Origin of the sequence: Allofustis seminis DSM 15817, assembly GCF_000374325.1 — a bacterium.
Lineage (GTDB): Bacteria > Bacillota > Bacilli > Lactobacillales > Carnobacteriaceae_A > Allofustis > Allofustis seminis.
In genome coordinates this window covers 63468-77822 of the sequence record NZ_KB894081.1, presented here as the reverse complement: position 1 = coordinate 77822, position 14355 = coordinate 63468, and the positions used below count along the sequence as shown (strand labels likewise).

The 14355-nt window shown below is 30.1% G+C and carries 10 protein-coding genes and 3 pseudogenes; 4 read left to right on the top strand and 9 right to left on the bottom strand.

Annotated elements, in window-relative coordinates; all coding sequences use genetic code 11:
* Window positions 1-7 precede the first annotated feature (7 nt).
* The 7 genes and pseudogenes from C231_RS0103440 to C231_RS0103405 all read right to left on the bottom strand — a co-directional run.
* A pseudogene (locus C231_RS0103440) lies at window positions 8-337 on the bottom strand (VirD4-like conjugal transfer protein, CD1115 family); the annotation flags it as partial.
* Complete coding sequence (locus tag C231_RS0103435; RefSeq protein ID WP_018659261.1) at window positions 334-819, bottom strand: PcfB family protein; 486 nt, start codon at window positions 817-819, stop codon at window positions 334-336. The pseudogene C231_RS0103440 and the gene C231_RS0103435, both read right to left, overlap by 4 nt.
* On the bottom strand, window positions 816-1667 hold the full coding sequence (locus C231_RS0103430) for an ATP-binding protein (protein WP_018659260.1): 852 nt from the start codon (window positions 1665-1667) through the stop codon (window positions 816-818). Before C231_RS0103430 ends, C231_RS0103435 begins: the two co-directional genes overlap by 4 nt.
* Entirely contained in the window at window positions 1664-2434 is a 771-nt protein-coding gene (locus C231_RS0103425) for a replication initiator protein A (protein ID WP_026314333.1), read from the bottom strand. The genes C231_RS0103430 and C231_RS0103425 overlap by 4 nt, the downstream gene beginning before the upstream one ends.
* Before the next feature lie 87 nt (window positions 2435-2521).
* Window positions 2522-2803: a CD1845 family protein gene (locus C231_RS0103420; RefSeq protein WP_018659258.1), complete on the bottom strand. Its 282-nt coding sequence runs from the start codon at window positions 2801-2803 to the stop codon at window positions 2522-2524.
* A gap of 6 nt (window positions 2804-2809) precedes the next feature.
* Entirely contained in the window at window positions 2810-4753 is a 1944-nt protein-coding gene (locus C231_RS0103415; RefSeq protein ID WP_018659257.1) for a recombinase family protein, read from the bottom strand.
* Between the two features lie 1016 nt (window positions 4754-5769).
* Window positions 5770-7047, bottom strand: a complete 1278-nt coding sequence (locus C231_RS0103405) for an IS110 family RNA-guided transposase (RefSeq protein ID WP_018659255.1) — start codon at window positions 7045-7047, stop codon at window positions 5770-5772.
* Window positions 7048-7459: 412 nt separating this feature from the next.
* Here C231_RS0103405 and C231_RS0103400 point away from each other — a divergent pair, with 412 nt between their 5' ends.
* From C231_RS0103400 to C231_RS07725, 4 genes and pseudogenes are all read left to right on the top strand, one after another.
* Window positions 7460-7816 (top strand): plasmid mobilization protein, encoded by a 357-nt coding sequence (locus tag C231_RS0103400; protein WP_018659254.1) that lies wholly within the window; start codon window positions 7460-7462, stop codon window positions 7814-7816.
* 1 nt (window position 7817) lies between these two features.
* Window positions 7818-8174 (top strand): annotated as a pseudogene (locus tag C231_RS07730) (relaxase/mobilization nuclease domain-containing protein); the annotation flags it as partial.
* A 539-nt stretch (window positions 8175-8713) separates the two neighbouring features.
* Window positions 8714-10531 carry a group II intron reverse transcriptase/maturase gene (gene ltrA, locus C231_RS0103390; RefSeq protein WP_026314332.1) on the top strand — a complete coding sequence of 606 codons (1818 nt, stop codon included), beginning with the start codon at window positions 8714-8716 and terminating at the stop codon, window positions 10529-10531.
* A gap of 96 nt (window positions 10532-10627) precedes the next feature.
* Window positions 10628-11626, top strand: a pseudogene (locus tag C231_RS07725) (relaxase family protein); the annotation flags it as partial.
* Between the two features lie 8 nt (window positions 11627-11634).
* Here C231_RS07725 and C231_RS0103380 read toward each other — a convergent pair.
* Complete coding sequence (locus C231_RS0103380; protein ID WP_018659250.1) at window positions 11635-13317, bottom strand: AAA family ATPase; 1683 nt, start codon at window positions 13315-13317, stop codon at window positions 11635-11637.
* Window positions 13317-14345 (bottom strand): DUF4297 domain-containing protein, encoded by a 1029-nt coding sequence (locus tag C231_RS0103375; RefSeq protein WP_018659249.1) that lies wholly within the window; start codon window positions 14343-14345, stop codon window positions 13317-13319. Before C231_RS0103375 ends, C231_RS0103380 begins: the two co-directional genes overlap by 1 nt.
* Window positions 14346-14355 lie beyond the last annotated feature (10 nt).

Genomic DNA, 14355 nt, shown 5'->3' with positions numbered 1-14355 from the left:
ATGCAACCCATCTTGCTGAGCCATACTCTTTTCCCTGTCTAAACTTTTTAGCATTTTTCCCTTTGGTATATACGATAATTTTGATTAAAACAGCTACTACCACGCCCATTATAATATCCGTAGGATGAAGGCTTGGAAGAAAGCTCATCGTATTAATCTCTAATATCCCTTGAAATATTTTATCTATCACATCTCCTCCAATATAGCTTCTTACATGATTTGAAAAGATGTTTCCTAAATAGAAAAATGCAAGATAGGGAATATTCTGCTTTAGAAACTTTACCTTATCCTGCACCTTAAATAAGCCTTTGATGTCTTTTAATATCTTATCTATCATAGGCTCTGCTCCTTCTGTTTATTCTTAACTTTATCCTTAGGAACAGAGTTCTTTGCCATTTCCTTGAACTTTTCAATATTCTTATGAATGGACTCTTTTCTTTCCGTTTTCTTTTCTGATTCGGAAAGAGCGTGCTTAAATGCTTTGTCCATAACCTTCATATCTTTAGCTTGAAAGAATACTGAATATTTCCCGCTTTCCTTGTCTTTCATCACAGAAAACTTAACACCATATCTATTCAGCTCTTTTTTCAATTCCTTAAGCTCTGCTTCCTCTACCGGAATTTCTTCAAGCTGTCCTTTTTTAACCATATCTTTGAGTTTTACTTCATTTCCATTAGCATTAACCAGCTTTTCAAGTCCACCAAGTTTTTCTGCCTCTTTCATCAGCTTCTTTAGTAATTCCAATAGAAGTTTCCCTGTTACCTTAGCAGCTCTTACTTCCATATTCAGCGTTTTTCTTGCTATCTCTTCATTGATCAAGTTCTCTCACCTCCATTCAGTAGCCTCTCTTTATTACGAGCCAGCTTACCCTTTTGAATAACCTTTCTAAAATCTTCTCCTACAACCATAACAGGAATACACATCTCTACGATTCGTGAATAAATCCTCTGATACTCCACACTTTCTGTGCAATTTAGAATTGTGTCATAGGAAAGGTTTGTGGTAAAAATAGTCGGTTTTTGTTTTAAATACCTGTTATTAACAATGTTATATACCTGTTCTTTTGCATAACTTGTATCCCTTTCAATTCCTAAATCATCCAAGATAAGAACGGAAGTATTTACAAGAGATTCAATATATGCGTTTTTATCAAAGTCAAATCCGCCTTTTTGTAGTTCGTTGATAATCTGTGCAAAATTTCTTATCTTAACCCCTACCTGATATTGTTCAATTAGAGCATTGGCGATAGAACAAGCAAGGTATGTCTTTCCACTACCTACCGAACCATAAAACAAAAGTCCTATATTTTCCTTTTTCATTTCCTCATAATCTTTTACAAAATTCTTGGCAATAATAAGGCTTTGATTTTCTTCTCCCTGATAATTTTCAAAGGTATATGACCACTGAATAACAGAGTTAAAGCAGCTACTCTTTAATCGCTCTATATACATCTGCTTTTGTCTTTCCTTTTCTTTTGCTTCTCTATTTCTATCGCATTTACAAGAAATCTTAAATATCATCTTGTTATCAAAGAACTCCATCACTTTTCCGTCTTTTCTTTCGTGGCAAACTTTGCAATAGGCGTGTCCGTCCTTGATATATTCTTTTTCAGGATCAAAGCTATATTCCACATCTTCTATCATCACTTTTTCTAATTCCTTATTCATAGATGTACTCCTTTGTTATATTCCTCCCATGTAGGGATATTGGATTTTTTCTTACTTCTCTGATCTTTATAAAACCAAGAAAGGATCGTCGCTTTATGGTCTTTATATGTCTTTCCGGTACTTTGAAGATAGGTTGATAATCTCTCAATGTAGTTATCAAGCTCTCCTGCCATTTTAATTTGTAATTCGCCTATATCTTCATCCTTTAAAAAGACATTTTGAAATGTTCCAAGTCCGTTTTCGCAAAAACTATATTCTCTCTTACTATACTTACTCTTATTATTCTCTATATAGTTAGAGTTAACATTTTGAACTTCCTGAAGTTCATTTTCTTTACTTCTGAGGTTAAAATCTTTTACTTCTGAAGTTAAATTTTTTGACTTCTGTAAGTCATTTTCTTTAAACGGAAATACGCTCATAAAGTCTTTTACATAAATGATGTTCGGCTTACCAAGTCCAAGCCTTACTCTTTCAATCAGTCCGATTCCTTTTTTACTGTCTAACTCATCCAATGTTTTTATGGCTGTCGGCTTTGAAATATTTCTTCTTCTCATAATTTCTTCAACGGTAAAATAGATAAATACTCTGCCTTCCTTGTCTATCCATTTATTTTTAAAGGACATCCCTGTACGCTTTAGAAGCATAGAGTATAGGATAATTGCTTCCGCTGACAGCCCCTTAAATTCTTCTCCATCAACTAATATCTCCGGTACTTTAAGAAAATTAAATCTCTCTGCTTCACGATTATAGAAATAGTCAAAGTCCATCGCTTCACCTCCTTCCTTAAAATTTACAAAGAAAAAGACGATAGTTTTTTCTCTATCGCCTTTGGTAACCATTTTGTATGAAATTTTTTAGATTGATTTTATCTCTTCATTGATTCCCTGAAAGAATGCTATAACGGTTGCTCCAATCATCGGTACGCCGTATGGACTAACTAAAAATCCTAATACCAATGCCTCAATGCCAAGTGATATATCTTTTTGCATAAATGATCCTATTGCAGCAACTATACACATAAGCATTAAGAAATACAGAATAGTTGTTCCTATGCCAAGTATAAATGTCAGAAAGGCAGTAAGGATACTCAGCAACAAGCTGATTGGAAATAAGATTATTTTTATTATCCATCTCATCATTTCTTATTCCTCACTTCCCAATTCACCCTTTGTATCTCCACACACCATATCAATGCAAACATAAACATCAATATAATTTTTTAGGACTTTTTTTCTTCCTCCATCGCCATCTTCATTAAAGACATAATGCTTGTAAAACTGCTTAAAATGCAGGATTTTCACGATTTCACTCTTTGTATCAACGCTATGCACTCCACATGCGTTGTCTTTTGCTTGGGAACATAAATTTTTATCCTCGTCATTCTTGTGGGAGCACAATTTATTAATGTCATTGTCTTTGGCATTTTTTCTTTTATCTTTAAAGTTATTAGAATCTTGACTATCTTTAACTCCTGTTTTGAAGTAGAATGTCAGGTCATATGGATGAACTTTTCCGTCTTTGTCAATTCTACCTACCACGACTTTATCAACTATGCTTTCAAATACTGTTCTGTTAAATTCCTCTATAATTTCTTTATTTTCTAAGACCTTTTTAAATTGCTTTAGTCTTTCTTTAATAGAGTTTTCATCTTTGATAGTTAGCTCTAGTGTTTTCTTTTCATCAAGTAATTCTTCTTTTTGTTTTGTAAGTTTTTTATACTTTTTAGCATAAACTTCTTCGTCTATACTATCTTCTAAATGAAGATCAACTAACTTTCTTTCTTGACTAATGATTCTATTTAATTGATTTTCTAACTTTTTCAAATCTTTGACCAAAGTCTCATCATTTATTTCTTCTTCAACAATTTTTAAAAAGTCATCTATTACTGTTGAATCTGCATGGCATAATTGCCTATAGCTTTCAACAAATGCTTTTTCTATTGCTGCTTCTTGTATTCCTTTTGAATGAGGGCAATATTTTTTACCTTTTTTGGTTGACTTTACACATTGCCAGTTAATTTTTTTGTAAATGGAACTGGTGTGCCAGGTTCTTCTTGAAAGTATTTCACCACAAAATCCACATTCCAGCATACTTGAAAAAGCATATTGCCTTGATAGTTTCTCTCTTTTTCTATCCTTATTAGCAATGGTGTTTCTATTTTGTGCTCTCCTAAGTCTAATCTCTTGTGCCTTTTCAAAATCTTCTCTTGATATAATTGGCTCGTGATGATTTTCAATGTGGTATTTATCAGATTCACCAAAGTTTGCTAGTCTTCTTTTTGTTATGGGATCAACTGTAAAAGTTTTTCCCATTAGTATATCGCCAATATACTTTTCATTTTTAATTATTCCTAACACTGTAGTATCAGACCATTTTGTTTTACCTCTCGGGGTGAGATATCCTTGCTCTTCTAGTTCCCTACCAATGACTGAGCCACCATTGCCCTCTAAATATCTTTTAAAGATGTATCTGACAATTTTGGCTTCTTCTTCATTTATAGAGATACTTTTTGTTATCGGGTCATAGTCGTATCCAAGGCAACCTTGAAAACCAATAAGTTCCCCTTTTTCCATTTTCATTTTCAGCCCTTTTTTCACATGGGCTGAGGTATTTTCTACTTCTTGTTGAGCTACTGAACTTAATATTGTTAGTAATAGCTCTCCATCCATTGTCAAAGTATCTATATTTTCTTCTTCAAATACTACACCAACATTATTTTCCTTTAATAGTCTTACATACTTTAAGGTATCTAATGTATTTCTAGCAAATCTTGATATAGATTTAGTAATTATCATGTCTATATCTCCATTTTGGCAATCACTTATTAGTCTCATGAAATCTGCTCTTTTAGTAGCAGTTGTTCCTGTTGTCGCTTCATCTGCATATATACCAGCTAAAGTCCAGTTCTTATTATTTTTTATTAGATTTGTGTAATAATCAACTTGCGATTTATATGATTCAAGTTGGTCTTTACTATCAGTGCTAACTCGACAATATGCTGCAACTCGTTTTAAGTCTAAATGTAGTGCATTTCTATTTCTAGCTCCTGTATTTGAAGCTTTTATTAATTTTACTTTAGTATTCATTTTACCTCCTTCCCGTTTTGTATCTTTCTACAGTGTTATTATATCACAATAACAATTACTTTCTATCCATCTTCTTATAATCCTTTTCTAGCCTGTTCTTAATTTTTGTATATTCCTTCTCATTAATTAATCTAAGATCATAAAGCCTACATAACATAGCAACTCTCATACTATAAATCTTTATTGCTTGCATTTTAATCTCCTATGTAAGTTATTTTTTTACCTTGATAAGTGAATTAAATTTGAAATATGCTAATCTCACATAATCAATTTCAAGAATATTCGCACTTCAAAGTATTTTGATTTTTATAGAAAGATAACAAAATACCCCTCACTTTATAAAGTGAAATTTGCCCTCTTTGGTAACCAGAATTTTTATTTTTTTATAGTATTTTTGAGTTTTAATGATTAATTTGAACATAAAAAATGAGGACTTATGCTATTAGGCATAAATCCTCTAAAATAAAAGAAACTTGTTCTTTTTCTATATTTTAAATTTGATTTTTTATGATAATTACCAGTAGACACTAAATAATACATAGCAATTATTCAAACTATTTAATATATTTTAGATCACCTAAAAATCATCGTTTTAATTTTTAAATTATTAAAGCAGCCTTTTATAACTATACAATATGATGCAACTATTAAGAATTGCTTAATAGTTCAAGCTAAATTATAAGAGAAATAGAAAACTAAAACTTATAGGAAAATATTGTATTATGCTTTAAAATCAATAATGAAGAGTTAAAAACTCTCGTACCTATTTGTGGTATATAGTTAATAAACATCTATATAAATTTGTTTATTACAAACAGAAATCTATAAATAACAATAGAAAATTTAGATTAGTAGCTCAGTATGTATTTAAGATTTTAATTTTAATAGACCAACTAAGAAAGTCAATAGTTATTTTTAAAAATTTTTTAAAAAATTTTCAAGTCATAAAACTTAAAAATGTGCATAGCAAACAAGCCTCATACACTTTCATTTTTTGAGGCAACACTTTTAATAATTTATGCGACTAACTTACTTTTTTCTCGAATTAGTTTTTGATGTTCTTCGGGTGTTCTTAATTCAAATGATTTTTGGTTTCTGAGAACAGCAAAAATAATTTGAACCATTTTACGCATAATTGCACACATTACAACTTTGTATGGTTTTTCAGCTATTTTCTTTTCAAAATAAGCTCGCATAACAGGATTTAAATACTCTCGGTTGCGATTTGGATACACATTAGATTTTGCCAGCATATGGAGAATTGAGCGAACATGAGGTGATCCTCTTTTAGAGATTTTATTGTTTTTCCTATTGTATGTTCCACTTTGGGATACTCCTGGATCCAAGCCAAAGAAGGCAACTAATTCTTTCGGTTTCGAGAAATTGGATATATCTCCAAGCTCCGATAAAACTACACATGCTGTATACTCTCCAACGCCTGGAATACTTTGTAAAAGCACTATTTCTTTATGAAACTTTTCATCTAAAAGAGATAGTCTTTTGATTTCATCATCGATTGCTTTCAAAGCTTCCTCTAAACTGAAAATAACCTTTACAGTTGTTTGAATAAGTACTGCTGAACTAAGGCTTACTATACAAACTTCAATAGATTTATTAGCAGCTTTCAATAGTTTTTCATATTTTGCTTCAGCATAGGAGCTGCTTTTATGTGAATTTTCTTTTATCAGTTGAATAATATCTTGCTTATTTTTAGGAGATAATACTTCCTGTATAGTAGGATATTTTTCAAGCAAAGACAAAGGTGTTTTCCCTTGCAAATCCGTAAATACTTTCTTGAAATCTGGAAAGGAAATATCTAAAAAAGTGATTAATCGGTTGATATGTTCCACAATTTCATCCGTCAATTCTTTATGCTGTCTGCAAAGCTTTTTGATACTGTTAACCGTATCTGAGTGTGTAATTGTTTCGTTGTAATTCTTAATACGATATAGCAACGCTATATTATATGCATCTGTTTTATCTGATTTAATTTTTCGGATATTGATATTTTTCAATGCTCCACTTTGAATCGGATTAATTACAATGACTTCGTAATTATGCTCACGGAAAAAATTAGCTAAAATTTGATGATAGTGTGCAGTAGCTTCCATGATAATTACTGCTCTGTCTTCGTACTCATCTTCTACCTTTTCAAGTACATAGATGAGCGACTTCATACTATTAATATCATTAGAAATTTTAAGTCTTTTGATGATGTCATTATTGGGTGATAGAATACAGATATCATTAAAAGCCTTACTCACATCAATTCCTACAACAATTTTTTCTGACATAATATACCTCCTATAATTTTGGATGCCCTGTTAATCCAAAACCACAACAGGCTCACGAGTTATACAGGTAATCAATAAATGAACCTAACCAACCGAAAAGATGAAAGGCAATGGAATGAGGGTGGAGTCTACTAAATGAGTAATTCCTAAATTGGAAACCCAGCAAGCACATAAAACAATCCCATTTCATCCCTAATATCTATAATTTTATCATAGATGATTAGGTTCATTTTTAAGAACTATGCTTAAAGCTGTTCTTATACTATTAGTATATGAGCAAGCACAGTAAGTGAGTACCCACTCACGAAAAATTGATGAAGCAGAACCTTTATGGACTGCTTCTTTTTTTATCAATTTTACCTTGTTAGGGAGAACCCTAAGACCCCAATATTTTATGATAAGGAGATATACTATGGATAATAGAAAAAGAAATAATCAATTAAAAATATATTTAACAGATGAAGAAAAAGAAACTTTTGAAAAGAAAATGAAACTTGCAAATTGTAAAACAATGTCCCACTTTTTGAGGAAATGCGTATTAGAAAAAGAAATTTATGTAGTAGATTTAGAACCATTTAGAAACCTACAATGGCTACTTTCAAATGCAACAAATAATATAAACCAGATTGCAAAAGCTACTAATACAACTGGTGTTATATACAAAAATGAAATTGAGTCTATGAATAAGCAGATAGAAAAATTATCAAAAGAAATATGGCAGATTCATTCCCTACTTCTTAATAAATCAAAAGAAAGTTCTGGTGACTAATATGGCAATTACAAAAATACATCCTATAAAGTCAACTCTAAATTTGGCAATAGATTACATTACCAAGAGTGAAAAAACTGATGAAAAAATCTTAGTATCTTCATTCAAATGTCACTCATCTACTGCCCATATTCAATTTATGAAAACACGAGAAGACAATGATACTAAAGGTACAGTTTTAGCTAGGCATTTAATCCAATCTTTTCTACCAGGAGAGGTTGATCCTATAAAAGCTCACGAAATTGGAATGGAATTATGTAAGAAAATTTTAAAAGAAGATTATGAGTTTGTACTTGCAACTCATGTAGATAGAGGGCATATCCATAACCATATTATTTGTGCGTCCATAAGGTACGAAGTAAATCCATTTTAGCAAAATGGTAGAATAGTAGTTTTAATATCTAAGGTCAATAACTAACTTAGAGGAGAAATCCAAAGAGGACATTAGCACGTTATTAAAGTCATAAGTTGGATAGATATCATTCCACGACTGAATGGCGAGACCTAAAGTTGATATAAGGATAAAGTCTAAACTGATTGAATGCCAGTCCGAGGAACATTTGTGGTGGTCATAACGAAAGATATCTATATACGTTATGTTGAGTGTACCTATGTAGCGAAGATTAATGCAATAGGCAAAACTTTACACTCAATCCGCTTGCATAAGCATGAAAGGACGAAAAGCATATCCGACAATCAACGTCCGCTTTTTACTTCGATACTAAATGGAGATTACCTAAGTCAGAAAGCGATAAAATGCTATGGTTTTTAAGAGCCTGAATATCTGATATGGTAACGGAGCCTTCGTAGTAATCCGAGAGAGATAATGACTCTCGCATGGTGAAGGAAGGCAGTTTATTCATTCAATTCAGAGGAAAGGAAGGTGCGAGAGGCACTATGAGAAATCCCAACAATGTATTGATTAGTTTGAGAAAACATTCAAAAGATGAAAACTACACTTACAAAAGATTGTATCGTAACCTTTACAACATAGACCTGTTCTTACAAGCATACCAAAATATTTATGCTAACGCAGGAAATATGACCAAAGGTGTAGATAATCAAACAATAAGTGCAATGAGCTTAGAAAGAATTAACAAAATCATTGATTCACTAAAAAATGAAAGTTACTCACCCACACCAACAAAAAGAGTATATATTCCAAAGAAAAACAGGAAATTAAGACCATTAGGCATACCAAGTATTGATGATAAATTAGTACAGGAAGTATGTAGAATGTTATTAAATTCCATCTATGATGAAAGCTTTGAGGACACATCTCATGGCTTTAGAGATAATAGAAGTTGTCATACCGCTTTAAGACAAATTCAAAATAGATTTGTAAGATGTAAATGGTTCGTTGAAGGAGACATTAAAGGTTTCTTTGACAATATAGACCATAACATTATGATAGACATTCTATCCAAGCGTATTGACGATGAAAGATTCCTAAGATTAATAAGAAAGTTTCTTAAAGCTGGATACATGGAACAAAACCAATATCACAACACCTACAGTGGAATGCCACAAGGGTCAATAATAAGTCCCATACTTTCAAATATTTACTTGGATAAGTTTGACAAGTATATGCAAAGTTACAAGGAAAGCTTTGATAAAGGTAATAAAAGAAAGCAAAATAAGGAATATAAAGCTCTTTATGATAGAAGAAAAAGACTTGAAAATAAGTTAAGCAAGACAACTAATAAAATTGAAATAGATGATATTAAATCAGAAATTGAAGAGATAAACAAAAGATATTTCAATATACCTTGCTTAAATCCTATGGATAAAAACTTCAAGAGAATACAGTATGTTAGATATGCTGATGATTTCATTATTGGCATTATCGGTTCTAAGGCAGATGCTGAAAAGGTAAAACAAGACATTGGTCAATTTATCAAATCAGAATTAAACCTCGAACTATCTGATGAAAAAACACTAGTAACAAAATCAACAGATAGAGCCAAGTTCCTAGGTTTTGATATCAGAATAACTCCTAGAAGTAATCATACAAAGAGGACAAAAGCAGGTATAAAAGCAAGAAACTTTGGTGGTAATGTAAGACTTGAACTATCAACTTCAACAATACAAAATAAGCTAGTAGAGCTTGGAGCATTAAGAATTAAAAATCTAAATGGAAAAGAAGTATGGTTTCCTAAAGAAAGAACTAAACTAACATCAAGAACAGACTTAAGCATATTAGAGCAATATAACGGAGAAATTAGAGGATTCTGTAACTACTACAGACTCGCAAATAATTCTTCAAAACTCCATAAGTTTAGATACATTATGGAATACAGTCTGTATAAAACATTGGCTTGCAAATATAGGACAAAGGTAACGGATATTATAACTAGATACCGCACTGATAAAGATTTTGGTATAAGTTATACAGATAAAAATGGTAATAACAAAACTCGTTTACTTTGGAAAGACAGCTTGGCTAGAAAAGAATTTCCCCAATGTGATAATGCTGATATGATTCATAAGCAAAAATTCTATCTTAAGAAACCAACACTAGGTTTAAGATTAAAAAATAATAAGTGTGAATGGTGCGGGAAAGAAACTAATAATCTAAAAGTGTATCAAGTAAAAAAGCTTAAAGACTTAACTGATGAATACGCTTGGCATATTTTTATGAAAAGCATTAATAGAAAAACTCTAGTAATTTGTAATGAATGTTTTGGAAAAATTAATAACTCAAATGAAGAATAAATGGAAAGCCGTATACATCGAGAGGTGTACGTACGGTTTGGGGGCGAGTATCTAAAAACCTACATTAGAAATAATGTAAGGCGTTAGGTGCTTAGCCTACTTAATAATGTTAATTACACGACTGGTAAATGCTACCAATCCAACAGAAAAACTTACCATAAAATCAGGTATCAAAGTGACGAATTATGTAAAGAAAATAAGCTTTCAGTCATTGATAAATATTATGAAGCTTACAAAAGAAAATATAAAACTGCGGGTAAATCCTGGTATGAATATGACCAAAACAAGAAAGGAAATTCCTGGAAATCTAAACTACAATTTGATATAGATAGAATGATTAATAAGTCTAAACCGTGGGAAGAGTTTTTAGAAAATATGAAGGATCTTGATTATGAAATTAAGTTTGGTAAACACATTGCTTTTCGTCATAAAGATAAGCAAAGATTTACAAGATCGAAGACTATCGGAGACGATTACACTGAAGAAAAAATCAAAGAACGAATAGATCTAGCAATTAAAAATAAAGCTAATCCTATTAAAAAGCGAGTAGGAAATGTTATTGATATATCTACTAATAAAAAAGCTCAATCCTCTAAAGGCTATGAAGTTTGGGCAAGAAAACATAATATCAAAACAATGGCAGATTCAATAATTAAATTAAGAGAACAAGGAATTAATTCAATTACTCAACTCGATGAGCTAATCAAAAAATCTGCCGATGATAGGCAAGATCTGTTAGATAAAATAAAGAAAATTGAAACTGAAATGAAGAGTTTATCCCAAAATATGGAAAATATAAATACTATAAATAAGTATCGTGAAATCTATAAATACCACAAGAAAAATCCTAATGATAAGCAATTTGCAGATGAGTATTATAGCGAACTTTCCGTCTATAAAATAGCCGCTAAAGAGATCTTAGAAAATTATAAAAAACTACCAAACACAAAAGAAATATTAACGAAACTCGATGAATTGCAAGAAAAAAAGAACACCCTTATGCAAGAGTATTCTTTAAATAAAGAACAATTTTCTGACCTTGTTCAATATAGGAAAAACTATGAAAATTACTATGGGAAGGAAGTAGAGAGGTGACTGCATTTTTATGCATCATTCATATATTTCAAAATTTCATAGTTTTGAATATAGTCAGGCTCATTTAACAGATGATATTTATCATTGTCTAAAATCTTAATATGAACTTCAGAATCTATTTCATATTCATTTTTAGAAAACCCTATAGATGATATTATCATCTGATTGAATTTATTTGATGATTCTAAAATAAATTTAATTAAAGCTATCTTTTTCTCTTGATCGGTTTCAACATTATTTGGACTATCAAACACCATTGGAAATTCAATTTCTTTAAAATTGTACTTTTGTTTTAAATCATTAAGTGTTAGATACCATATAACAGTTGATAAAGGTTTGTTACTACCACTAGCACAAAAATTTTTAGATAAATTCTGATAGCTTGTATCATCTAATTCATTTAAATTAAATCTATTTTTCAATTTATCGATTAAATAATAATAATCTTCGTCAACAGATTTAATCCTTTGACTAATTTCTTTTATTTCTTTTTTTATAGGTTTAATATCATCTTGTGCTTGTAAGACCATGCCATTATTAAATAATAGATCCTTATTTATTTTATCTATTAAGTCATTTAGTCCTTTAAATTTTATATAGTTATTGATTTCCTTTCTATTACTAGATATTTTTTCATTATGTTCTTTCAAGTGAGCCGCCAACTCAGAATAATCTTTTTCATATTTTTCAATTTCTTCTTTGATTTTAATGCTTTCTACATTAATTGTATCTTTTAAATCTATCGCGTTATCAACATTGTTGTATCTCTTGCTCCTTATATTTATAGTATCGTTTAAAATAGTGTGGCACTCTGGACATATATGTGTTAATAAAATATTTTTAATTTCTTTTTCTTGTTTTTTTGCAAATTTATCAATCTGATTCAGGGCAATTTTTTGTTCCTCTAATTGATTTCTTAGTTCCACAAGTTTATTTCTAATTTCACTCATTTTATTCATTAATAGTGAATACTCTTTCGATTCTATTTTTAATTCATTTTCTAGAGCACTACTAGTTTCTGGACAAGAAAATCCCTTAAGCATTGCTAGAGTTCTATTCTTTAACTTATCTAATTCCTGTATCTCTTCTTTAGTGATTTTAATTTTACTTTCTATTTCTTCCTTTTGCTTAATTAGTTCAAAGTAATCTTTATTATATATACCTAAGTGCGTGTATATTACATTTATTTTAAAATTGCTATATTGAGCAAGATTATTAAAAGAACTGAATTTAGTTCCTTCGTATTTATCTTGATCCAAATAATTTAAAATGAAACTATACACGGGAGGTGCAACTTCTAATTGTTTTGTATTCTTATTTGGTAAAAAAATAGTAAAACCAAATAATTCCCCCATAAATTTTGCTAATTCAGATCTGTGAATTGTCTTGAAGATCAATTGATTTTCATCATCAAATATTTTAAACAATCTTTTAGATCTATAAATTGAATACTTATTATCATCTACACTAAATTTAAGGATATATACTTTATCTTTTTCATTCCATTTTGAATCAAAGTTCGCTTCAGCTCCTAAAGAATGATATAAACTTCTAAGCAACACGGACTTTCCTCTGTCAGTTCCGTCAACTTCACTGGAAGTAATGATATTTAATCCTTTGTAAAAAGTTTGTGTATATGCTTCTTCTTTATTTATATCAAATATGTATATTTGATCAAAAGTTAAATTCATTATATTTCCCCTCCAGTCGCATAAATAAAATAAACTATTAAATATTGCACGTCTTTCATATCATTTGTTATTTCAATATTAAAATCGTTATTAAAGACTCTAGATATTTTATTCAAATAATCTTCTTCATCAATAAATGAATCTTCATTTTCGCGAATATAATTAAAAATTTGTACCCTTATTAAACGTAAACTCTCAGTATTTTGAATTTCTAGTAAATCACTTAATGCAATATTATATTTTCTTTGTCTTCTTAATGACAATGTATTGATAAAATTTTGTGTTTCATTAATCCCATTTTTCGATTCTTTTTTATGAGAATCTAACATTCTATCAAACTCAGTTCGAGTAATTCCCTTTTTCTTTTTTACTTCTTCATAATCCTTTACATCTAACTCATATGCCGCTTTCTGTTTTACCGTGTCCATAACCAATCTATAAAGTGCATTCGGATTTTGTGGCTCTTCATTTTTTATTTCTTCAAAAGAACTTATTAATTTACCTTTAATTGCATCTTCAGGGTGTTGAAAATCCATCTCATCAAATATATAAAATACATTATCTATATTTACTGATTCTATGTTTAATTCTATACGCAACTTATTTTTTATTTCATCAATTGCATCTTTGTCAATTTCTCCAAAACGTTTTTCGTAAAAATCAATATCTTTTTTTCTTATTTTAAGCGGTTTATTACACACTATAGCCAATTTTATATTTTGATTAGGAGAGTAAAGAGCATATAACTTGCCTAAAATAGAATTATTTTCTTTATTATTTATTTTGCACAAATTATTTTCATTAAAACTTCCAGATTTTCTTGTTTTTATTTGATAAAAAAACATCTCTTGTTCTTTGTGTAATTCAATATCACATTTAAAATCAAATATTACCGAATAATCTTCACTTTCTTTATGGGCATCAATAATTTTACTTACACCCCATAATAATTCCATCCTGAATCTATTTTTTGTTATGCTTCCAGATAAATCTTTAGGAAGTGCCATATAATATTCTTCTAAGTTCATATACCCTCCT

Coding starts and splice junctions, on each gene's coding strand:
- C231_RS0103405 (WP_018659255.1), bottom strand. CDS start 7,047: ATGTCAGAAAAAATTGTTGTAGGAATTGATGTGAGTAAGGCTTTTAAT.
- C231_RS0103420 (WP_018659258.1), bottom strand. CDS start 2,803: ATGAGATGGATAATAAAAATAATCTTATTTCCAATCAGCTTGTTGCTG.
- C231_RS0103415 (WP_018659257.1), bottom strand. CDS start 4,753: ATGAATACTAAAGTAAAATTAATAAAAGCTTCAAATACAGGAGCTAGA.
- C231_RS0103425 (WP_026314333.1), bottom strand. CDS start 2,434: ATGGACTTTGACTATTTCTATAATCGTGAAGCAGAGAGATTTAATTTT.
- C231_RS0103430 (WP_018659260.1), bottom strand. CDS start 1,667: ATGAATAAGGAATTAGAAAAAGTGATGATAGAAGATGTGGAATATAGC.
- C231_RS0103380 (WP_018659250.1), bottom strand. CDS start 13,317: ATGAATTTAACTTTTGATCAAATATACATATTTGATATAAATAAAGAA.
- ltrA (WP_026314332.1), top strand. CDS start 8,714: ATGAGAAATCCCAACAATGTATTGATTAGTTTGAGAAAACATTCAAAA.
- C231_RS0103375 (WP_018659249.1), bottom strand. CDS start 14,345: ATGAACTTAGAAGAATATTATATGGCACTTCCTAAAGATTTATCTGGA.
- C231_RS0103400 (WP_018659254.1), top strand. CDS start 7,460: ATGGATAATAGAAAAAGAAATAATCAATTAAAAATATATTTAACAGAT.